This is a genomic window from Pseudomonas sp. B26(2017) (genome assembly GCF_002113045.1).
In the GTDB taxonomy this organism is placed as follows: domain Bacteria; phylum Pseudomonadota; class Gammaproteobacteria; order Pseudomonadales; family Pseudomonadaceae; genus Aquipseudomonas.
Genome location: NZ_NEJJ01000005.1, coordinates 244,310 through 263,541 on the forward strand (window position 1 = coordinate 244,310; position 19,232 = coordinate 263,541).

The window sequence follows — 19,232 nt, forward strand, 5'->3', positions numbered from 1 at the left end:
CGGAATTAGCCGCCATGGCCCGCAAAAAAGCTGCACTGGATTTCGAACAGTCCCTCGCCGACCTGCAAACGCTGGTGGAGCGTCTGGAGAACGGTGAATTGTCGCTGGAAGACTCGCTGACCGCCTTCGAGCAGGGCATCGGCCTGACCCGTGACTGCCAGGCGGCGCTGGCCCAGGCCGAGCAGAAGGTCCAGGTATTGCTGGAGCGCGATGGCGAACTCGCCGAGGAACCCTTCGACGCGGATCAGCCAGAATGATTGCAGCGTATTCGGCTACCAGCCAGGCGCGGGTCAACGCGGCGCTGGAAACCCTGTTCAATGCCCCGTTGCCAGAACTGGCGCGCCTCTATGAAGCCATGCGCTACAGCGTGATGAACGGCGGCAAACGCGTGCGCCCGCTGCTGGCTTACGCCGCCTGCGAAGCCCTCGGCGGCAAGGCCGAGCAGGCCAACGGCGCGGCGAGTGCGGTTGAGCTGATCCATGCGTATTCGCTGGTGCACGACGATTTGCCGGCGATGGACGACGACGATCTGCGTCGCGGCCAGCCGACCACTCACAAGAAATTCGACGAAGCCTGCGCGATCCTTGCCGGTGACGGCCTGCAGAGTCTGGCCTTCAGCGCCCTGCTCGACCCGCGCCTGAGCGACCTGAGCGCAGACATCCGCCTGCAACAGGTCACAGCGCTGGCGCACGCGGCAGGCCCGGCCGGCATGGTCGGCGGTCAGGCCATCGATCTCGGTTCGGTCGGCCTCAAGCTCGACCAGAAAGCTTTGGAACAAATGCACCGGCACAAGACCGGCGCGCTGATCGAGGTCAGCGTCAAACTTGGCGCGCTGGCCAGCGGCCGTGCCGAGAAGGATGAACTGAAGTCGCTGCAGACTTATGCACAGGCCATCGGTCTGGCGTTCCAGGTCCAGGACGACATCCTCGACGTCGAAAGCGATACCGAAACCCTCGGCAAACGCCAGGGTGCCGACATCGCCCGCGACAAGCCGACCTACCCGGCCCTGCTCGGTCTCGACGCCGCCAAGGCTTACGCGCTGGAACTGCGCGATCAGGCCCTGCACGCACTGCGACCGTTTGACGCGGCTGCCGAGCCGTTGCGCGATCTGGCCCGGTATATCGTCGATCGGCGTAACTGAAGGCTAATCAGCCAAAAAAGACCAACGCGTGGGCAGGGGGCGATGCATCAGGTAAACTGCCGCATCTTTTATACCTATAACGATTCGCCTGATGCCCACGACGTTTCATGAGATTCCCCGCAAGCGCCCGACCACGCCCCTGCTCGACCGCGCGAACACGCCGGACGGCCTGCGCCGGTTAGGCGAAGCCGAGCTGGAAACCCTGGCTGATGAGTTGCGCCTGGAATTGCTCTACACGGTCGGCCAGACCGGTGGGCATTTCGGTGCCGGCCTGGGCGTCATCGAGCTGACCATCGCGTTGCATTACGTCTTCGACACCCCGGACGACCGGCTGGTGTGGGACGTCGGTCATCAGGCCTACCCGCACAAGATCCTCACCGGTCGTCGCGAGCGCATGGAAACCCTGCGCCAGAAGGACGGCATCGCCGCCTTCCCGCGTCGCTCCGAGAGCGAGTACGACACCTTTGGCGTCGGCCACTCCAGCACCTCGATCAGTGCCGCGCTGGGCATGGCCATCGCCGCCCGCCTGCAGAACAGCGATCGCAAGGCGATTGCCGTGATCGGTGACGGCGCGCTGACCGCCGGCATGGCTTTCGAGGCGCTGAACCATGCGCCGGAAGTGAACGCCAACATGCTGGTGATCCTCAACGACAACGACATGTCGATCTCGCGTAACGTCGGCGGTCTGTCGAACTACCTGGCGAAGATCCTTTCCAGCCGCACCTACGCAAGCATGCGCGAAGGCAGCAAGAAAGTGCTGTCGCGCCTGCCCGGCGCCTGGGAAATCGCCCGTCGTACCGAAGAATACGCCAAAGGCATGCTGGTTCCCGGCACCCTCTTCGAAGAGCTGGGCTGGAACTACATCGGCCCGATCGATGGCCACGACCTGCCGACCCTGATCGCCACCCTGCGCAACATGCGCGATCTGAAAGGCCCGCAGTTCCTGCACATCGTCACCAAGAAAGGCAAAGGCTTCGCCCCGGCGGAAGTCGACCCGATCGGTTACCACGCCATCACCAAGCTCGAGCCGCTGGACGCCCCGGCCGCTGCACCGAAGAAGGCCGGCGGGCCGAAGTACTCCGGCGTGTTCGGTGAATGGCTGTGCGACATGGCCGCCGCCGACCCGCGTCTGGTGGGCATCACCCCGGCGATGAAGGAAGGCTCGGACCTGGTGGCGTTCAGCGAACGCTTCCCGCTGCGCTACTTCGACGTGGCGATTGCCGAGCAGCACGCCGTGACCCTCGCCGCCGGCATGGCCTGCGAAGGTGCGAAACCGGTGGTGGCGATCTACTCGACGTTCCTGCAACGCGGTTACGACCAGTTGGTGCATGACGTCGCGGTACAAAACCTCGACGTGCTGTTCGCCATCGACCGCGCCGGTCTGGTGGGCGAAGACGGCCCGACCCACGCCGGCAGTTTCGACCTGTCTTACCTGCGTTGCATCCCGGGCATGGTGATCATGACCCCGAGCGATGAAAACGAACTGCGCAAGATGCTCACCACCGGTCACCTGTACAACGGCCCGGCGGCGGTGCGTTACCCGCGCGGTACCGGCCCGAACGCGACCATCGAGAAAGACCTCGAACCGATCGAGATCGGCAAGGGCGTGGTTCGCCGTCAGGGCAGCAAGGTCGCCCTGCTGGTGTTCGGCGTGCAACTGGCCGAAGCGCTGAACGTCGCCGAAACCCTGGACGCCACCGTGGTCGACATGCGTTTCGTCAAACCGATGGACGAAGCGCTGGTGCGCGAAATCGCTAACAGCCACGACCTGCTGGTGACCATCGAAGAGAACGCGATCATGGGCGGTGCCGGTGGCGCGGTCAGCGAATTCCTCGCCCGCGAGAACATCCTCAAGTCGGTGCTGCACCTGGGCTTGCCGGATGTTTACGTCGAGCACGCCAAACCGGCGCAGATGCTGGCCGAGTGCGGGCTGGACGAGGCCGGGATCGAAGCGGCGGTGCGTGAGCGCCTGGAGCTGGTTAACCGCTGACTCGCTGGATAAACGCAAAAACCCATGTGGGAGCGGGCTTGCTCGCGAAGGCGTCGGATCAGTCGATGATGAGTTGACTGACACACCGCTTTCGCGAGCAAGCCCGCTCCCACATTTGATTTGTGTACACCTGAAAGACCTACGGAATACCGATGAACCTCTCGCGCCTCGCCCTGCCCCTCCTGCTGCTGCCATCCGCCAACGCCCTCGCCGACACCTTCGAACGCGATCAGGCCCTGAAGCTGCCGGACGTGCTGATCAGCGCCAACCGTCAGGTGGAAGCGCGCAACGACAGCAGTGCCGCCAACACCGTATTCACCGGCGAAGACATCGAGCGTCTGCAACCAAGCAGCGTCACCGACCTGCTGCAACGGGTACCGGGCGTACAAGTCGCGCAAACCGGCGGGCGCGGCAGCCTGCCGGGAATCTACATTCGTGGCACGCAATCGGCGCAGAGCCTGGTGCTGGTCGACGGCCAGCGCATCGGCAACGCCACCTCCGGCGACAGCAACCTGCAACACCTCAACATCGAACAGATCGAGCGTGTCGAGGTACTGCGCGGATCGCGCTCGGTCATTTACGGCAGCGACGCGATCGGCGGGGTGATCCAGATCTTCACCCGGCGCGGCGGCGAACAGGGTCTGCAGCCGCGGATGCATGTCGGCTTCGGCAGCAATCAGACCTGGGAGCGCAGCGTCGGCCTCTCCGGCGGTGATGAGAAAACCCGCTTCAACCTCGGCGCCAGCCTCGATGAAACCGCCGGCCTCGACCGCACCCACGATTCGTATCCCAGCGACAGCGATCACGATGCCTACCGCAATAAATCCATCAGCCTGAGCCTCAGCCATGCGCTGACCGATGACATCGAAGTCGGCGCCAACCTGCTGGATAACCGTGGCAAAAGCGAATTCGACAACCCGTTCGGGCGCTTCGACCCGGTGACCTTCGACTCCCTCCAGCAGCAGCCCTACAGCGATTTCGCCGTCAGCAGTTTCAGCAGCTACATCGACGCGCGGATCAACGAGCGCTGGAAGTCGCGCCTGGAGCTTGGCCACAGCGAAAACCGCGAAAAAACCTTCGACAAGCTCAGCGACGAACGCTCGGTGTTCAACACCTACCGGGATTCGGTGACCTGGCAGAACGACCTGACGCTGGATTCACGCAACAGCCTGATCCTCGGCGGCGACTGGTACGAAGACCGGATCAACAGCAGCACCGAGTTCGCCGAAGACAGTCGCTGGAACCGCGCCGCGTTCATCCAGCATCGCTTCCAGGCCGACAGTTTTTCCACCGAACTGGGCCTGCGCCGTGACGACAACCAGCAGTTCGGCGGCCAGAACAGCTGGAGCGGCACGCTGACGTTGCCGGTCAACCCGGACAACGACCTGTTGCTCAGCTACAGCGAAGGCTTCCGTGCGCCGACCTTCAACGACCTGTACTACCCGGACTTCAGCAATCCCGACCTGAAACCGGAAACCTCGAAAAGCTACGAACTGCAATGGCGCAGCCAGTTGAGCGACAGCACTCGTCTCGAAGCATCGCTGTATCGGACCGATCTGGAAGACGCGATCATCTTCGGCAGTAACTCACGCCCGGAAAACGTCGCCTCGGCGCGGATCAACGGCTTCGAAGCAGCGCTGAAACAGCAGCTGTTCGGCTGGCAGAGCAATCTGGGCGTGGCGATCATCGATCCCCGCGACCGCGACACCGGCCACACATTGGCGCGGCGTGCCCGCCGCACCTTGAGCTGGGATCTGGATCGGCAGTTCGACCGCCTCGGCCTAGGGGCCAGTTGGCAGGCTGTCAGCAGCAGTTATGACGACCTCAACAATCAACAACCGCTTGGCGGTTACACGCTGCTCGGGCTGCGCAGCAGCTGGGCGCTGAACCGTGAGATCAAGCTGGATTTCAAGGTCGATAACCTGCTGGACAAGGGTTACAGCCGGGCGCTGTACAGCCATGACGGCAGTCAGTATGGCTATCGCGAGGAAGGTCGGGCGTTCATGTTCGGCGTGACCTGGACGCCGCAGCTCTGATCCGGGATTTTCGCTGCCTTGACGGGCCTCATCGTCGGATCGCCGCCCGGAGCAAGCTCGCTCCCACAGGTTCAGCCCGATACTTGTGGGAGCGAGCTTGCTCGCGAATGCAGGCGCTGCGGTCTCAGCGGTCTGGCGCGATCAGTTGGCAAAGCTTGGCGGTCGCTTCGATCATCTGCCCGCTCGGACGCTCCAGACCTTTGTCGGTGACCAACAGCAGCTGCCTGTGCTTCACCGCCGCCACCTGCGGCCAGGCATTCCACGCATTCAGTTGTGGCTGATCGCCGGCCAGAATCACCTCGGGATCACGCTGTAAAACGGCTTCGATGCTCACCTGCGGCGCCGGCAGCGTCAGGTAGGCGAACACATTGCGTGCGCCGCACACTTCAAGCGCATCGCTGATGATCTGCCCGCCGCCGATGGTGTACAGCGGCTTGTCCCAGACCTGATAGAACACCCGCAGAGGCACTTCCCGTCGGTAGCGCTGGCGCAGCCTGTCGAGGTTTTGCCGCAACTCGCGGGCCCGTTCGACCCCGCGCTCAGGACGACCGAGCTGTGTCGCGATGGCTTCGATCTGCGCGGTCAACTGCTCGAAACTGTGGGGTTCGGCAACGAAAGTCGGGATATTCAGGCGCTTGAGCTGATCGCGCTGGGCCGGGCCGACACTGCCGGGCCACAACAGTAACAAGTCAGGCTTGAGGCTGAGCAGCCGTTCCATGTCGAGCTGGCCGTAACGGCCCACCGAAGGCACGTCCTTGATCGCGGATGGCCGCTCACCGGCATCCAGCACCCCGACCAGCAGGTCGGCCGAATCCAGTTCAACCACGATTTCCGACAGGGAGGGCGCAAGGCTGACCACCCGCAGGGCGGCCAGCGTTTCACCGCTGACGGCCAGCAGCAGAACCGCCAGCCAGAGACGCCGCATCAAGCGAGTTGACGCGGGATACGGTAGAGGTAGAACAGCACCGCCGTCGACAGTGCCAGCAACATCAGCGGCACCGCTTCAAGGCCGACGAACACCGCCAGCGCGCCAATCCACGCCGGCAGCGCCGCGACCACAAATGCACGGCGAAGGCAGGCTGCCAAGGCAATCCAGGCAGCGGGTTCTTCAGGGGTATCGAGGGCTTTTTGCGTGGCGATCAGCGCATGTTTGTAGCGCCCGAAAAACTTCAGGCTGACAAACATCGAGGCCACGCCAGCGATAAAGAAAGGCATCGCCAGGACCGGCAGAATCGCCTCGCCCTGGCCAAACACTCCGTTGATCACGAACAGCGGCACCAGCGCCAGCGCCAGGTATTTCCACCACGCGATCGCCAGACGGCGCCGCACTTGTCCGCGGGTCACGCCCGGTCTACCTCGCCCTGATGCTCGTTGCCCATCATGTGGTCGAGCTTGCTGGCCTTGGTCGCCAGATAGAGTTTGTTGTGCGGGTTATGACCGGTGTGCAGCGGCACGCGCTCGGCGACGACGATGCCCATGTCGGTCAAGGCTTTGACCTTGCGCGGGTTGTTGGTCATCAGGCGCAGGGACTTGACGCCCAGATGCTCGAGCATCGGCAGGCACATGGCGTAATCACGCTGGTCGGCGGCAAAGCCCAGGCGCTCGTTGGCTTCAACAGTATCGGCGCCGCCGTCCTGCAATTCGTAGGCACGGATCTTGTTCAAAAGACCGATGCCGCGCCCTTCCTGACGCAGATACAGCAACACGCCACGACCTTCGCGAGCGATGGCCTTGAGGGCGCCTTCGAGTTGCGAACCGCAGTCGCAACGCTGGCTGAACAAGGCATCACCGGTCAGGCATTCGGAGTGCAGACGGCCGAGTACCGGGGCACCGTCGGCAATCTCACCCAGGCTCAGCACAACGTGCTCGCGGCCGGTGGCTTCATCGAGAAAACCGTGCATGGTGAATTGCGCAAAAGGAGTGGGCAGCTTGGAAGCGGCGACAAAAACGACAGGCACCGGTGTGCTCCTGATCTGAAAAGTCCGAGATTCGCTGGGCGGCATTGTAACAGCACGTTCCTACAGGCGCTTAGGCTGAATTATCGGCCATAACGATCAAAAAGTTTGATTACAGGCCCTTCGTTATCGCCCTTACTCGAACGGATACGGCTGTTTCCAGCGCTCGAAGATCGGCTTCAGCTCGCCGCTTTTAACCAGTTGCTCGATGCGCTGGTCGTAGATCGACATCAACGCCCGGGCTTGTGGGGTGTCGGCGAAACCGAGGTACAGCGGCAACTCCGCCAGATGTGAATAACGGTATTGCGAAGGATCGGCGGCGTTTCTGACTACCGCTTCGATTTCCGTCAGCGCATCGATGTAGTAATCCGCCCGCCCCTGCTTGAGCATCGACAGGATCCCGGTGCGGCGCTCGATCTGGTTGAAGCGTTTGACGTTCGGCAGGTAGGTTTCGTAGCGATAGCCGCGTACCCAGGCCAGTCGGTATTTGCCCAGCGTCGCCTGGGTTGGCGACGGATTGCTGGCCAGGCCGAGCGCGTAGATGTGGTCGGAATCGAAATTCCATTTCGGGTACAAGACCTGCTCGGCTTCACCGCGGTAGGAACCGACCAATGCGTCGACTTCCTTCAATTGCACCAGCCCGACGGAACGGGTGTAGGGCACGGTGCGGATGTCCAGGGTTACGCCGGCCGGCTCGAAGACTTTGCGCAACACATCCCAGCCCAGCCCATGGCCATCGGCGGCGGTGTAGTCCTCCCAATCTTCACTGGCCAGATGAATGACCGACGGCGGTGCGTCCTGTGCCTGGGCCATGGCGCCAAGCAAGGTCAAAACCACTATCGCCAACCAGCGTCGAGTCATCCCTGCGTCCCTCATCCACGCCTGGAAATCAGGCGAAAAGCCACACCAGGCCCTGCATCGCCAGCCACGCGAACACGCCGGCCAGCACATCGTCGAGCATGATGCCGACGCCGCCGTGAACATGCCGGTCGATCCAGCGGATCGGCCACGGCTTGAGAATGTCGAAGAAGCGGAACACCAGGAACCCGGCGAGCAACCAGTACCAGCCTTCCGGCACCAGCCACAGGGTGATCCACATCCCGACCATTTCGTCCCAGACGATGCCTTCGTGGTCGTGCACCCGCAGATCGTCAGCCACTTTGCCGCACAGCCAGAAGCCGAACAGCATGGTGATTCCGAGCATCAGCCAGTAACCCCAGTCGGGCAGCATCTGCCACAACGGGATAAAGGGTAGCGCAACTAACGAGCCCCAGGTGCCCGGCGCCTTGGGCAAGGTGCCCGAGCCGAAGCCGAACGCGAGGAAATGCCAGGGATTGCGCCAGACCGACGGCGGAACGAATTCGGCCGGAACCTGTTTCGGGTGATCTGTCACGGTGACTCCTGAAAATGTTGATAGCCCCGGATTTGCGGGGTGATGTCGTGCCCGTCGCGGTCCAGCAGCACCACGCCCTGACCCTGCGTCACGCGGCCGATCACATGGATCGGCCAGCCATCGGCCAGCAGCGCCGGCAACTCGACGGGCGGCAAGGTGAAGGCCAGCACATAATCGTCGCCACCGCTCAACGCCGCGCGTTCGGCGCCGCGCTGACCGAGAAATGCCACCAGCGCATCCGACAATGGAACACGCTCACGCTCGACTTCGAGGCGCACCTGCGAAGCCAGTGCGATGTGACCGCAATCGGCGAGCAGGCCATCGGAGATGTCCAGCGCCGAGGTGGCCTTGCCACGCAGGGCCTGGCCGAGGGCGAGTTGCGGTTGCGGCGACCAGTAATGATCGAGCAGCGGTTGGGCAATATGGGGTTCGGCGTCTCGCTGCCCCAGCACCAGCGGCAAGGCCCCGGCGGCATTGCCCAGTTCGCCGCCGACACACAGCAGATCGCCCGGCTGCGCGCCGCTGCGGGTCAGCGCTTTGCCGGCCGGGACGCGGCCGAACACCGTCACGGTCAGGCTCAACGGCCCGCGCGTCGTGTCGCCGCCGACCAGCGCCACGCCGCAGCCCTGCGCCATGCGGTTCAAACCGCGGGCATAGGCTTGCAGCCAATCGGCGGTCACCGTCGGCAAGGTCAGGGCAAGGGTAAAGGCGACGGGCGTGGCGCCCATGGCAGCGAGGTCGCTGACCGCCACGGCCAGCGAGCGCTGACCGAGCAGAAACGGATCGCAGGGATCGGCGAAATGCACGCCGGCCACCAGCGTATCGGTGGAAACCGCCAGCTGTTCCCCGGAGGGAACTGCCAGCAAGGCGCAGTCATCGCCGATCCCCAGTGCAACGCCTTCGCCGCCCTGCGCACAAGGCGCGGCGGCGAAGAAATTGCGGATCAGCTCAAACTCGCCCATGGCTGAGAAGAAGTATTCAAGCGCCGATCAGCGCTTGAACGCCTTCACTTCAGCTTCACGCAGGCGCGGAGCCAGCTTGTCGAGCACGCCGTTGACGAACTTGTGGCCGTCGGTCGAACCGAACACCTTGGCCAGTTCGATACCTTCGTTGATCACAACACGGTACGGCACGTCGACGCGCTTGAGCAGTTCCCAGGTGGACAGGCGCAGAACCGCCAGTTCAACCGGATCCAGCTCTTCGATCGCCAGGTCCAGGCAAGGCGTGAGCGCGTTGTCGATTTCGGTCTTGAACTGCGGAACCCCGTGCAGGATTTCGCGGAAGTAGGCACCGTCGACATCGGTGAAATCGTTATCGACCCGGAACTGCGCTTCGATCTCGTTCAACGACTGCCGAGCCATATGCCATTGATACAGGGCCTGGGTCGCGAGCTGACGGGCTTCGCGGCGCTTGGCGCTTTTCGATGGTTTGCCGGCATCCGCAGGTTTCGGATCGCGCGGGTTGAAACGATCGCTTTCGTCGCTAATCACTTGGCCTCCAACTGCGCCAGCAGGCTGACCATTTCCAGAGCGGACAGGGCAGCTTCAGCACCTTTGTTGCCGGCCTTGGTGCCGGAACGTTCGATGGCTTGCTCGATGGAATCAACGGTCAGGACGCCGAAAGCGACCGGTACGCCGAATTCCATGGACACCTGGGCCAGGCCCTTGGTGCACTCGCCAGCCACGTATTCGAAGTGCGGAGTGCCGCCACGAATGACCGCGCCCAGGGCAATGATTGCTGCGAACTCGCCTTTCTGGGCGACTTTCTGCGCAACCAGCGGGATTTCGAAGGCGCCAGGTGCGCGGATGATGGTGATGTCGCTTTCGCTCACGCCGTGGCGAACCAGGGCATCAACTGCACCGCTGACCAGGCTTTCAACCACGAAGCTGTTGAAGCGGCCCACTACCAAAGCGTAGCGGCCTTTAGGGGCGATGAAGGTACCTTCGATGGTCTTCAGGGTCATTCGTCAGATCTCTTAAAGAGCCGGGACGCGTCTGTTTCGCGTCCCTCAGTGATTTATTTGCCGCGAATACAGGGCCGGAAACAACCGGTCATTATTCGGAGGGCACGTATTCTACAACTTCCAGATCGAAACCGGATATCGCATTGAACTTCATCGGCGCAGACATCAGGCGCATTTTGCGCACGCCGAGGTCACGCAGGATCTGCGAACCGGCACCGACGATGCTGTAGGTGGTCGGTTTTTTCACCGTCGCCTGATCGCCGGTTTCACGGATGTGCGCCAGCAACACGTCGCCATCCAGCGGGTGACCCAGCAACAACACCACACCGCTGCCGGCCTCGGCAACCGCAGCCATGGCGGCGCGCAGGCTCCAGCGGCCCGGTTGCTTGACCATCAACAGGTCGCGCAGCGGGTCCATGTTGTGCACGCGAACCAGGGTCGGTTCTTCGGCGCAAACGGTGCCCAGGGTCAGTGCCATGTGCACGTCGCCTTCCACGGAATCACGATAGGTCACCAGGTTGAATTGGCCCAGTTCGCTGTCCAGCGGCTGCTCGGCAATCCGCTGAACGGTACGTTCGTGGATCATCCGATAGTGAATCAGGTCGGCGATGGTACCGATCTTGATGTCGTGCTCAGCAGCAAAGGCTTCCAGCTCGGCGCGACGGGACATGGTGCCGTCGTCATTCATCACTTCGCAGATCACGCCGCTTGGCTCGAAACCGGCCATGCGTGCCAGGTCGCAGGCCGCTTCAGTGTGACCGGCTCGGGCCAGGGTGCCACCGGCCTGGGCCATCAGCGGGAAGATGTGGCCCGGGCTGACGATATCTTCAGCCTTGGCGTCTTTCGCAGCCGCCGCTTGCACGGTGCGCGCGCGGTCAGCGGCGGAGATACCGGTGGTCACGCCTTCGGCCGCTTCGATCGAGACGGTGAACTTGGTGCCGAAACCGGAACCGTTGCGTGGCGCCATCAGCGGCAGCTTCAGGGTTTCGCAGCGCTCGCGGCTCATCGGCATGCAGATCAGGCCACGGGCGTACTTGGCCATGAAGTTGATGTGCTCGGCCTTGCAGCACTCGGCGGCCATGATCAGGTCGCCTTCGTTCTCGCGGTCTTCGTCATCCATGAGGATGACCATCTTGCCTTGGCGGATGTCTTCAACCAGTTCTTCGATGCTATTGAGCGCCACAAGGCACCCCCTTCAGTCAGGATTTGAGGTAGCCGTTGGCGGCCAGAAAGCTTTCAGTGATGCCGCCAGACGTTGGCTCTGCAGCCTTGTCGCCCAACAGCAGACGCTCGAGATAACGCGCCAGCAAGTCGACTTCCAGGTTCACCCGGCGACCTGGCTTGTAGGACGCCATGATGGTTTCGCTCAGGGTGTGCGGGATGATCGTCAGCAGGAATTCGGCGCCATCGACCGCGTTCACGGTCAGGCTGGTGCCGTCGACGGTGATCGAGCCTTTGTGGGCGATGTACCTGGCCAGCTCTTTCGGCGCGCGGATGCGAAATTCCACGGCGCGGGCATTGTCGCTGCGCGAGACCACTTCGCCGACACCGTCGACGTGACCGCTGACCAGATGGCCGCCGAGACGGGTGGTCGGGGTCAGGGCTTTCTCCAGGTTGACCGGGCTGCCGCTTTTCAGGTCATTCATGGCAGTGCAGTCGAGGGTTTCGCGACTGACGTCGGCAGCGAAGCCGTTGCCCGGCAGTTCCACGGCGGTCAGGCACACGCCGTTGACCGCGATGCTGTCGCCGAGTTTGACGTCGCTCAGGTCGAGCTTGCCGGTTTCGACATGCACCCGCACATCACCGCCCTTTGGGGTCAATGCGCGGATACTGCCGATGGATTCGATGATGCCGGTAAACATGGGGTTCTCCTTGAGAACGAAGCCAGCGCTAACGCGATGGCCGGGAATTATACGCTCGCTGATCAGACAGGGATTGCAGTGACTCGCCAGTCATCGCCAACCGCGCGAATTTCAGTGATTTTCAGCTCCGGCGCATCCTTCATATAAGCGAGCGGCCAGTCCAGAAGCGGACGCGCCGTGGAGCCGAGGAACTTGCCGGCGATGAAGATCACGAACTCATCGACCAGACCGAGCTGGGCAAATGCGCCGGCCAGTCGCGGGCCGGCCTCGACCAGCACTTCGTTGACACCTCGGTTGGCCAGCTCGATCAGCAACTGATGCAGATCAACCTGACCATCATCGCCAGGCACGATCAGGCATTCCGGGCCGTTGGCGTACTGTTCTTCGATGGCCACGCAGGTGGCGACCAGCGCCGGGCCGGCCTTGAAGAACGGCGCATCCAGCGGCACTCGCAGACGCCCGTCGATCAGTACCCGCAGCGGCGGACGGCTCAGGGCCAGCGCGGTTTGTTCGGCATCCAGCCCCAGCTCGTCGCCGCGCACCGTCAGGCGTGCGCCATCGGCCAGCACCGTGTCGGCACCGGTCAGCACCACGCTGGCCTGGGCGCGCAAACGCTGCACTGCAGAACGCGCGGCCGGGCCGGTGATCCATTGGCTCTCGCCGCTTTCCATTGCCGTGCGGCCGTCGAGGCTCATGGCCAACTTGACCCGCACAAACGGCAAGCCGTGTTCCATGCGTTTCAGAAAACCTTGATTGAGCTTGCGCGCTTCAATTTCCAGTACGCCGCTTTCGGTGGCGATACCGGCATCGGCCAGACGCTGCAGACCGCGTCCGGCGACTTGTGGATTCGGATCACGCATTGCCGCGACCACCCGGCCAACACCGGCGTTCACCAGCGCATCGGCGCACGGCGGCGTGCGGCCGTGGTGGCTGCAAGGTTCGAGGGTGACGTAAGCGGTCGCGCCCCGGGCCAGCTCACCGGCGGCGCGCAGGGCGTGGACTTCGGCGTGCGGTTCGCCGGCGCGTTCATGCCAGCCTTCGCCGACAATCTGCCCGTCGCGCACGATCACGCAGCCGACCCGTGGATTGGGATGAGTCGTGTAATGCCCCTTGCGCGCCAGTTCCAGGGCCCGGGCCATGAAGTGGGCGTCGAGGATGGCCTGCTCGGCGGCGGTGGTCATTCTTTCACCGGTTCACGGGCAAGGCGGTCGATCTCTTCGCGGAATTCGTTGAGGTCCTGGAAGCGGCGGTATACGGATGCGAAACGGATGTAGGCGACTTCATCGAGCTTTTTCAGCTCGGCCATCACCAGTTCGCCGACCACGAGGGATTTGACCTCGCGCTCACCGGTGGCGCGCAGCTTGTGTTTGATATGGACCAGCGAGGATTCGAGGCGCTCGACGCTCACCGGACGTTTCTCCAGGGCGCGTTGCATGCCGGCGCGGAGTTTTTCTTCGTCGAACGGTTGGCGGCTGCCGTCGGTTTTGATCAGGCGCGGCAACACCAGTTCGGCCGTCTCGAACGTCGTGAAACGTTCGCCGCAGGCCAGGCATTCACGCCGGCGGCGCACCTGTTCGCCCTCGGCGACCAGACGCGAGTCGATGACCTTGGTGTCGTTGGCACCGCAGAAGGGACAGTGCATGGTGGCTGGCAACAAAAAAAGGGAGGGCCATGGTAGCGCATCCCGGTGGCAAGACAAGCCATAGGCTTTGCGGTATACAGACTGCCATGATCGTTTGATCCATGGATTTCATTTTGCTGGAGCCGCCAATGTCCTTACGACCGCTCGTTTTGCTCAGTGTTTTCAGCCTGCTGGTGGCCTGTGGCAGCGATGCGCCCAAGCCTCAGCCGCCAACGCCGGGCCCGGCGCCGCAACAGGCGCAGAAAAAAGCCCGGGAAGCCGCCGACCTCGGCCCGCTGCCCGCGTATCAACGGGAACTGAGCGGCACCCTGCAAGGCGTGCCGGCCGGCGCCGAAGTCGAACTGGCGCTGCTGGTGATCGACGCCAAGGATCGCCCGCAACAATTGCTCGCCAGTTCCAGTCTGATCGGCAACAACCAGATTCTGCCGTTCCACCTGCGCTTCAACCCCGACGCTTTCCCGGTCGGCGCGCGGGTTGAATTGCGCGGCCGCGCCAGCCAGTCCGGCCAGTTGATCCTGCACCTGCCGTCGCAGACCATCACTCAGCCGACCACCCAGGCCCTGGGCCAACTGCAATTTGTCAAAGCACCATGAATGCACCGCAAGACCTGCAACAGTCGCTGGGCCAATTGCTCGGCGACGCACGACTGAAAGCCTGTGCGTTGCCGGACACCGATTTGCGGCTGTGGCTGATTGACGGCGACAACATGGCGCGCGAATTCAGTCAGGAAGAAACCCAACGCATCCTGCATGAACCGCCGTACTGGAGTTTCTGCTGGGCTAGTGGTCTGGCAGTGGCGCGGTATCTGGCGGCGTTTCCCGAGTGGGTTCGCGGCAAGCGGGTGCTGGATTTCGGCGCTGGTTCCGGGATCGCCGGGATCGCGGCGGTGAAGGCCGGCGCACTGGAAGTCGTGGCCTGCGACCTGGATCCGCTGGCGATTGCCGCCTGTCGGGCGAATGCCGAACTCAATGATGTGCAGATGAGTTATTCCACGGATTTCTTCGCCGAAGCGGATCGCTTCGATCTGATCCTGGTGGCCGACGTTCTGTATGACAGGGAAAACCTGCCGCTGCTCGACGCCTTCCTGAGCCGTGGCCGCGAAGCGCTGGTGGCGGATTCGCGGGTTCGCGATTTCCGGCATCCGCTGTACCGGCGCATCGAAATGCTCGAAGCCATGACCCTGCCGGATCTGGCCGAGCCCGAAGAGTTTCGCCATGTCAGCCTCTACCATGCGGCCCGCGCCTGACCGTATAGTTGCCCCATTCACGCTTTCACGAGAGACCCCATGAGTCAGCAAACGCCGTACATCTTCGACGCCACGACGGCCGACTTCGACCAGTCGGTGATCGAGGCCTCCTTTCAAAAACCGGTGCTGGTGGATTTCTGGGCCGAATGGTGTGCGCCATGCAAGGCGCTGATGCCGATGTTGCAAGGCATCGCCGAGAGCTATCAGGGCGAGTTGCTGCTGGCCAAGGTCAATTGCGATATCGAGCAGGACATCGTCGCCCGTTTCGGCATCCGCAGCCTGCCGACCGTGGTGCTGTTCAAGGACGGCCAACCGGTGGACGGCTTTGCCGGTGCGCAACCGGAATCCGCGGTGCGCGCCCTGCTTGAACCGCATGTGCAGATGCCGGCACCGTCCGCCGCCGATCCGTTCGAACAGGCTCAGGCACTGTTTGACGAAGGCCGTTACGCCGACGCGGAAGCGACACTGGTGACGCTGCTGGGCGAAGACAACACCAACGCCAAGGCGCTGATTCTCTACGCTCGCTGCCTGACTGAACGCGGTGAACTGGGTGAGGCGCAAACCGTGCTCGACGCGGTCAAGAGCGACGAACACAAGGCTGCACTGGCCGGTGCCAAGGCGCAGATCAAGTTCCTCGGCCTGGCCCGTGACCTGCCGGATGCCGCCGACCTGAAAAGCCGTCTGGCGCAGAACCCGCAGGACGATGAAGCGGTGTATCAACTGGCGATCCAGCAACTGGCCCGTCAGCAATACGAAGCGGCGCTGGACGCACTGCTCAAGCTGTTCATCCGCAACCGCAGCTACAGCGAAGGTCTGCCGCACAAGACCTTGCTGCAAGTCTTCGAGCTGCTGGGCAACGATCACCCGCTGGTGACCGCTTACCGGCGCAAGGTGTTTGCCGCGCTGTACTAAGCGCTTATTCGTTCCAGCTGTAGAGCGGCGTATCACCGCCGCTCAGCACTTTCACATCGGCCGAATGACGCAGGCGCACCAGCAAGCGCTTGCCCGCCGCTGCGCTGCCGGTCAGTCCTTCGAGCTGATCCAGCAACTCCGGCCCGCTGAGTTGCCCGGCCTTGCGCAGCAAATCCCTGGCGACCTGCCACAACGCGTCATCCTGATTCACCGGTTTCGCCGCAGGCGCTGCAGCAGCTTGCGGCTGGGCGGCCTGCACCGGCATACCCAACTGCGCACCGAGCCGCGCCCAGTCGCTTTCATCCAGTTCCAGGGTCAAATCCACCGGCAACGCACCGACGGTTCCGCGTATCCGCACCATAACTTCGCTCCCGCACATTTCTGACCTGCATGCTCCCATGGGACTTGTATAACGCCAAGCGGGCGGGCAAACTCTGCGCACTTTCGTTATAAGATTACATAACAAACTCTTCACTTTACCTCCCGGAGACCGCCATGCGTCGTCTGCTGCTCACTTTGCCGTTTGCCCTGTTGCCGCTGGCCATCGCCCATGCCGCCGATGAGCATGATCACGACCATGAGCACGGCAGCCTCGGTGCCCACGAACATGGCGTCGGTCGTCTGAACGCCGCCCTCGACGGCCAGACCCTGGAGCTGGAGCTGGAAAGCCCGGCGATGAACCTCGTGGGTTTTGAACACGTCGCCACCAGCGATGCCGACAAGGCCAAAGTCGCCGCCGCTCGTGCGCAGCTGGAAAAACCGCTGGCGCTGTTCAGTCTGCCGGCCGCCGCCGGTTGCAAAGTCACCAGCCAGGAACTGGAAAGCCCGCTGTTCGGCGACAAGCCGGATGCCGACGACCACGACGACGAAGAAGAAGCCGGCAAGGATGGTCACGAGCATCATCATGACCACAGTGAAATCCACGCCCACTACCAGTTCAGCTGTGCAGCGCCGGGTGCGTTGAAAACCCTGGATCTGGCAAACCTGTTCAATACCTTCCCGGCCACCCAGAAAATTCAGGTACAACTGATCGGCCCGAGCGGCCAGCAAGGCACGGAAGTGACGGCCAAGGCCGCCGCCCTGAAGTTCTGATACGAAACGGCGCCATGACCCAAGCACTCATCGAACTGTCTGACCTGGGCTTCAACTGGCCCGGTCACCCGCCGCTGCTGGACATCCCGGCATTTCGCCTGGAAGCCGGCGAAACCCTGTTCCTCAAGGGCCCCAGCGGCAGCGGTAAGACCACCCTGCTCGGCCTGCTCGGCGGGGTGCAGAAACCCGGTCGCGGCAGCATTCGGCTGCTCGGCCAGGAGCTGACCGAACTGGGTGCCGGCGCCCGCGATCGTTTTCGCGTCGATCACACCGGCTACATTTTCCAGCAGTTCAACCTGCTGCCGTTTCTCTCGGTGCGCGAGAACGTCGAGCTGCCGTGCCACTTCTCGAAGCTGCGTGCCGAGCGTGCGAAGCAGCGCCACGGCAGCGTCGATCAGGCTGCCGCCACCCTGCTCGCCCATTTGGGCCTGAAGGACGAAAGCATTCTGAGCCGCCGCGCCGATTCGCTGTCGATCGGTCAGCAACAGCGGGTCGCCGCGGCCCGAGCGTTGATCGGTCAGCCGGAACTGGTGATCGCCGACGAACCGACCTCGGCGCTGGATTACGACGCCCGGGAAAACTTCATTCGCCTGCTGTTCGCCGAGTGCCGCGAAGCTGGATCAAGTCTGTTGTTCGTCAGCCACGACCAGAGCCTGGCGCCGCTGTTCGACCGTCATCTGTCCCTGGCCGAACTCAATCGCGCCGCCACGTCTGCCGAGGTCTGAGATGTATCTGTTCCGTCTGGCCATGGCCAGCCTCGCCAACCGGCGTTTCACCGCTCTGCTCACTGCTTTCGCCATCGCGCTTTCCGTCTGCCTACTGCTGGCCGTCGAGCGGGTGCGCACCGAAGCCAAGGCCAGTTTCGCCAGCACCATCAGCGGCACCGACCTGATCGTCGGCGCCCGGTCGGGGTCGGTGAACTTGCTGCTGTACTCGGTATTTCGCATCGGCAACGCCACCAACAACATCCGCTGGGACAGCTTCGAACACTTCGCCAGCAACCCGAAGGTGAAGTGGGCGATCCCGATGTCCCTCGGCGATTCCCATCGCGGTTACCGGGTGATGGGCACCACCCAAGCCTATTTCGAGCATTACCAGTACGGTCGCCAGCAACACCTGGAACTGGCCGACGGCCGCGCCTTCGCCACCGATCCGTTCGAAGTGGTGCTCGGTGCCGAAGTGGCCGAAGCCCTGCATTACAAGCTCGGCGACAAGCTGGTGCTGGCCCACGGCGTGGCGGCGATCAGCCTGGTCAAGCACGACGACAAGCCGTTCACCGTGGTCGGGATTCTTAAGCGCACCGGCACCCCGGTGGATCGCACGTTGCACATCAGCCTCGGCGGCATGGAGGCGATTCACATCGACTGGCACAACGGCGTGCCGGCCCGTGGTAACGGTCGGATCAGCGCCGATCAGGCGCGCAACATGGACCTGACGCCGCAAGCAATCACCGCGTTCATGCTCGGCCTCAACAGCAAAATCTCCACCTTCGCGCTGCAACGGGAAATCAACGAATTCCGTGGCGAGCCGATGCTGGCGATCCTGCCGGGCGTGGCCTTGCAGGAATTGTGGAGCCTGATGAGCACCGCCGAAAAAGCGTTGTTTGTGGTCTCGCTGTTCGTGGTGCTGACTGGACTGATCGGCATGCTCACGGCGATTCTCACCAGCCTCAACGAACGTCGCCGCGAAATGGCGATCCTGCGTTCGGTGGGCGCGCGACCGTGGCATATCGCGAGCCTTTTGGTGCTGGAGGCGTTCGCTCTGGCGCTGACCGGGGTGATCGCCGGGCTGGCGTTGCTGTACCTCGGCATCGCCGCCGCTCAGGGTTATGTGCAGGCCAATTACGGCTTGTATCTGCCGCTGGCATGGCCAAGCGAGTATGAATGGACGCTGCTCGGTGGCATTCTGGCTGCCGCGCTGCTGATGGGCAGCGTGCCGGCCTGGCGCGCGTATCGCCAATCATTGGCCGATGGCCTGTCGATCCGTTTATGAGGATGTTC

23 protein-coding genes are annotated in these 19,232 nt (G+C 63.0%); 10 read left to right on the forward strand and 13 right to left on the reverse strand.

Features of this window, described 5'->3' with window-relative positions:
- The first annotated feature begins 14 nt into the window (after window positions 1-14).
- From CAF79_RS09835 to CAF79_RS09850, 4 genes are all read left to right on the forward strand, one after another.
- The gene (locus tag CAF79_RS09835; RefSeq protein ID WP_007894317.1) at window positions 15-257 is read left to right on the forward strand and encodes an exodeoxyribonuclease VII small subunit; all 243 of its coding nucleotides are present in this window, start codon (window positions 15-17) and stop codon (window positions 255-257) included.
- Window positions 254-1,141, forward strand: coding sequence for a (2E,6E)-farnesyl diphosphate synthase (gene ispA, locus CAF79_RS09840; RefSeq protein ID WP_085697641.1), 888 nt, complete (start codon window positions 254-256; stop codon window positions 1,139-1,141). Before CAF79_RS09835 ends, ispA begins: the two co-directional genes overlap by 4 nt.
- Window positions 1,142-1,232: 91 nt before the next feature.
- Entirely contained in the window at window positions 1,233-3,131 is a 1,899-nt protein-coding gene (gene dxs / locus CAF79_RS09845) for a 1-deoxy-D-xylulose-5-phosphate synthase (RefSeq protein WP_085697642.1), read from the forward strand.
- Window positions 3,132-3,283: 152 nt separating this feature from the next.
- A complete protein-coding gene (locus CAF79_RS09850; RefSeq protein WP_085697643.1) occupies window positions 3,284-5,167 on the forward strand; it encodes a TonB-dependent receptor domain-containing protein in 1,884 nt (627 codons plus the stop codon).
- Between the two features lie 124 nt (window positions 5,168-5,291).
- Here the strand turns inward: CAF79_RS09850 and CAF79_RS09855 are convergent, their stop codons facing one another.
- The 12 genes from CAF79_RS09855 to nrdR form a co-directional block, all read right to left on the reverse strand.
- Complete coding sequence (locus tag CAF79_RS09855; RefSeq protein WP_085697644.1) at window positions 5,292-6,092, reverse strand: cobalamin-binding protein; 801 nt, start codon at window positions 6,090-6,092, stop codon at window positions 5,292-5,294.
- The gene (locus tag CAF79_RS09860) at window positions 6,092-6,511 is read right to left on the reverse strand and encodes an MFS transporter (RefSeq protein WP_085697645.1); all 420 of its coding nucleotides are present in this window, start codon (window positions 6,509-6,511) and stop codon (window positions 6,092-6,094) included. Before CAF79_RS09860 ends, CAF79_RS09855 begins: the two co-directional genes overlap by 1 nt.
- Entirely contained in the window at window positions 6,508-7,125 is a 618-nt protein-coding gene (gene ribA / locus CAF79_RS09865) for a GTP cyclohydrolase II (RefSeq protein WP_007955551.1), read from the reverse strand. Before ribA ends, CAF79_RS09860 begins: the two co-directional genes overlap by 4 nt.
- Window positions 7,126-7,257: 132 nt before the next feature.
- A complete protein-coding gene (locus CAF79_RS09870; protein WP_085697646.1) occupies window positions 7,258-7,983 on the reverse strand; it encodes an ABC transporter substrate-binding protein in 726 nt (241 codons plus the stop codon).
- A 28-nt stretch (window positions 7,984-8,011) separates the two neighbouring features.
- The gene (locus CAF79_RS09875; RefSeq protein WP_085697647.1) at window positions 8,012-8,515 is read right to left on the reverse strand and encodes a phosphatidylglycerophosphatase A; all 504 of its coding nucleotides are present in this window, start codon (window positions 8,513-8,515) and stop codon (window positions 8,012-8,014) included.
- Window positions 8,512-9,477 carry a thiamine-phosphate kinase gene (gene thiL, locus CAF79_RS09880; protein ID WP_085697648.1) on the reverse strand — a complete coding sequence of 322 codons (966 nt, stop codon included), beginning with the start codon at window positions 9,475-9,477 and terminating at the stop codon, window positions 8,512-8,514. The genes CAF79_RS09875 and thiL overlap by 4 nt, the downstream gene beginning before the upstream one ends.
- Before the next feature lie 27 nt (window positions 9,478-9,504).
- Window positions 9,505-10,005, reverse strand: coding sequence for a transcription antitermination factor NusB (gene nusB, locus CAF79_RS09885; protein ID WP_007955566.1), 501 nt, complete (start codon window positions 10,003-10,005; stop codon window positions 9,505-9,507).
- Window positions 10,002-10,478 (reverse strand): 6,7-dimethyl-8-ribityllumazine synthase, encoded by a 477-nt coding sequence (gene ribE, locus CAF79_RS09890; protein WP_003228649.1) that lies wholly within the window; start codon window positions 10,476-10,478, stop codon window positions 10,002-10,004. Before ribE ends, nusB begins: the two co-directional genes overlap by 4 nt.
- A 91-nt stretch (window positions 10,479-10,569) precedes the next feature.
- Window positions 10,570-11,661 (reverse strand): bifunctional 3,4-dihydroxy-2-butanone-4-phosphate synthase/GTP cyclohydrolase II, encoded by a 1,092-nt coding sequence (gene ribBA, locus CAF79_RS09895; protein WP_085697649.1) that lies wholly within the window; start codon window positions 11,659-11,661, stop codon window positions 10,570-10,572.
- 16 nt (window positions 11,662-11,677) lie between these two features.
- Window positions 11,678-12,340 (reverse strand): riboflavin synthase, encoded by a 663-nt coding sequence (locus tag CAF79_RS09900; protein WP_085697650.1) that lies wholly within the window; start codon window positions 12,338-12,340, stop codon window positions 11,678-11,680.
- A 62-nt stretch (window positions 12,341-12,402) separates the two neighbouring features.
- A complete protein-coding gene (ribD, locus tag CAF79_RS09905) occupies window positions 12,403-13,521 on the reverse strand; it encodes a bifunctional diaminohydroxyphosphoribosylaminopyrimidine deaminase/5-amino-6-(5-phosphoribosylamino)uracil reductase RibD (RefSeq protein ID WP_085697651.1) in 1,119 nt (372 codons plus the stop codon).
- On the reverse strand, window positions 13,518-13,982 hold the full coding sequence (gene nrdR / locus CAF79_RS09910) for a transcriptional regulator NrdR (protein ID WP_007906838.1): 465 nt from the start codon (window positions 13,980-13,982) through the stop codon (window positions 13,518-13,520). The genes ribD and nrdR overlap by 4 nt, the downstream gene beginning before the upstream one ends.
- Window positions 13,983-14,110: 128 nt before the next feature.
- Between nrdR and CAF79_RS09915 the strand changes: the two genes are divergently transcribed.
- Genes CAF79_RS09915 through trxA form a run of 3 tightly spaced genes read left to right on the forward strand, consistent with a single transcriptional unit; the run spans window position 14,111 to window position 16,140 of the window.
- Entirely contained in the window at window positions 14,111-14,575 is a 465-nt protein-coding gene (locus CAF79_RS09915; RefSeq protein WP_007955577.1) for a YbaY family lipoprotein, read from the forward strand.
- The gene (locus tag CAF79_RS09920) at window positions 14,572-15,228 is read left to right on the forward strand and encodes a methyltransferase (RefSeq protein WP_085697652.1); all 657 of its coding nucleotides are present in this window, start codon (window positions 14,572-14,574) and stop codon (window positions 15,226-15,228) included. The genes CAF79_RS09915 and CAF79_RS09920 overlap by 4 nt, the downstream gene beginning before the upstream one ends.
- Window positions 15,229-15,267: 39 nt before the next feature.
- A complete protein-coding gene (gene trxA, locus CAF79_RS09925; RefSeq protein WP_085697653.1) occupies window positions 15,268-16,140 on the forward strand; it encodes a thioredoxin in 873 nt (290 codons plus the stop codon).
- Between the two features lie 4 nt (window positions 16,141-16,144).
- Here the strand turns inward: trxA and CAF79_RS09930 are convergent, their stop codons facing one another.
- On the reverse strand, window positions 16,145-16,501 hold the full coding sequence (locus CAF79_RS09930) for a hypothetical protein (protein WP_085697654.1): 357 nt from the start codon (window positions 16,499-16,501) through the stop codon (window positions 16,145-16,147).
- A 134-nt stretch (window positions 16,502-16,635) separates the two neighbouring features.
- On the opposite strand from CAF79_RS09930, the gene CAF79_RS09935 reads away from it, so the two are divergent.
- Genes CAF79_RS09935 through CAF79_RS09945 form a run of 3 tightly spaced genes read left to right on the forward strand, consistent with a single transcriptional unit; the run spans window position 16,636 to window position 19,224 of the window.
- Window positions 16,636-17,232, forward strand: coding sequence for a DUF2796 domain-containing protein (locus CAF79_RS09935; protein WP_085697655.1), 597 nt, complete (start codon window positions 16,636-16,638; stop codon window positions 17,230-17,232).
- A 14-nt stretch (window positions 17,233-17,246) separates the two neighbouring features.
- Window positions 17,247-17,957 (forward strand): ABC transporter ATP-binding protein, encoded by a 711-nt coding sequence (locus tag CAF79_RS09940; protein ID WP_007955587.1) that lies wholly within the window; start codon window positions 17,247-17,249, stop codon window positions 17,955-17,957.
- A 1-nt stretch (window position 17,958) separates the two neighbouring features.
- The gene (locus tag CAF79_RS09945) at window positions 17,959-19,224 is read left to right on the forward strand and encodes an ABC transporter permease (protein WP_085697656.1); all 1,266 of its coding nucleotides are present in this window, start codon (window positions 17,959-17,961) and stop codon (window positions 19,222-19,224) included.
- Window positions 19,225-19,232: the final 8 nt, after the last annotated feature.

What these genes read in the sequence shown, in the direction of transcription:
- CAF79_RS09835 (WP_007894317.1), top strand. Translation starts at nt 15, where the DNA reads ATGGCCCGCAAAAAAGCTGCACTGGATTTCGAACAGTCCCTCGCCGAC.
- ispA (WP_085697641.1), top strand. Translation starts at nt 254, where the DNA reads ATGATTGCAGCGTATTCGGCTACCAGCCAGGCGCGGGTCAACGCGGCG.
- dxs (WP_085697642.1), top strand. Translation starts at nt 1,233, where the DNA reads ATGCCCACGACGTTTCATGAGATTCCCCGCAAGCGCCCGACCACGCCC.
- CAF79_RS09850 (WP_085697643.1), top strand. Translation starts at nt 3,284, where the DNA reads ATGAACCTCTCGCGCCTCGCCCTGCCCCTCCTGCTGCTGCCATCCGCC.
- CAF79_RS09855 (WP_085697644.1), bottom strand. Translation starts at nt 6,092, where the DNA reads ATGCGGCGTCTCTGGCTGGCGGTTCTGCTGCTGGCCGTCAGCGGTGAA.
- CAF79_RS09870 (WP_085697646.1), bottom strand. Translation starts at nt 7,983, where the DNA reads ATGACTCGACGCTGGTTGGCGATAGTGGTTTTGACCTTGCTTGGCGCC.
- thiL (WP_085697648.1), bottom strand. Translation starts at nt 9,477, where the DNA reads ATGGGCGAGTTTGAGCTGATCCGCAATTTCTTCGCCGCCGCGCCTTGT.
- ribE (WP_003228649.1), bottom strand. Translation starts at nt 10,478, where the DNA reads ATGACCCTGAAGACCATCGAAGGTACCTTCATCGCCCCTAAAGGCCGC.
- CAF79_RS09900 (WP_085697650.1), bottom strand. Translation starts at nt 12,340, where the DNA reads ATGTTTACCGGCATCATCGAATCCATCGGCAGTATCCGCGCATTGACC.
- ribD (WP_085697651.1), bottom strand. Translation starts at nt 13,521, where the DNA reads ATGACCACCGCCGCCGAGCAGGCCATCCTCGACGCCCACTTCATGGCC.
- nrdR (WP_007906838.1), bottom strand. Translation starts at nt 13,982, where the DNA reads ATGCACTGTCCCTTCTGCGGTGCCAACGACACCAAGGTCATCGACTCG.
- CAF79_RS09915 (WP_007955577.1), top strand. Translation starts at nt 14,111, where the DNA reads ATGTCCTTACGACCGCTCGTTTTGCTCAGTGTTTTCAGCCTGCTGGTG.
- CAF79_RS09920 (WP_085697652.1), top strand. Translation starts at nt 14,572, where the DNA reads ATGAATGCACCGCAAGACCTGCAACAGTCGCTGGGCCAATTGCTCGGC.
- trxA (WP_085697653.1), top strand. Translation starts at nt 15,268, where the DNA reads ATGAGTCAGCAAACGCCGTACATCTTCGACGCCACGACGGCCGACTTC.
- CAF79_RS09930 (WP_085697654.1), bottom strand. Translation starts at nt 16,501, where the DNA reads ATGGTGCGGATACGCGGAACCGTCGGTGCGTTGCCGGTGGATTTGACC.
- CAF79_RS09935 (WP_085697655.1), top strand. Translation starts at nt 16,636, where the DNA reads ATGCGTCGTCTGCTGCTCACTTTGCCGTTTGCCCTGTTGCCGCTGGCC.
- CAF79_RS09940 (WP_007955587.1), top strand. Translation starts at nt 17,247, where the DNA reads ATGACCCAAGCACTCATCGAACTGTCTGACCTGGGCTTCAACTGGCCC.
- CAF79_RS09945 (WP_085697656.1), top strand. Translation starts at nt 17,959, where the DNA reads ATGTATCTGTTCCGTCTGGCCATGGCCAGCCTCGCCAACCGGCGTTTC.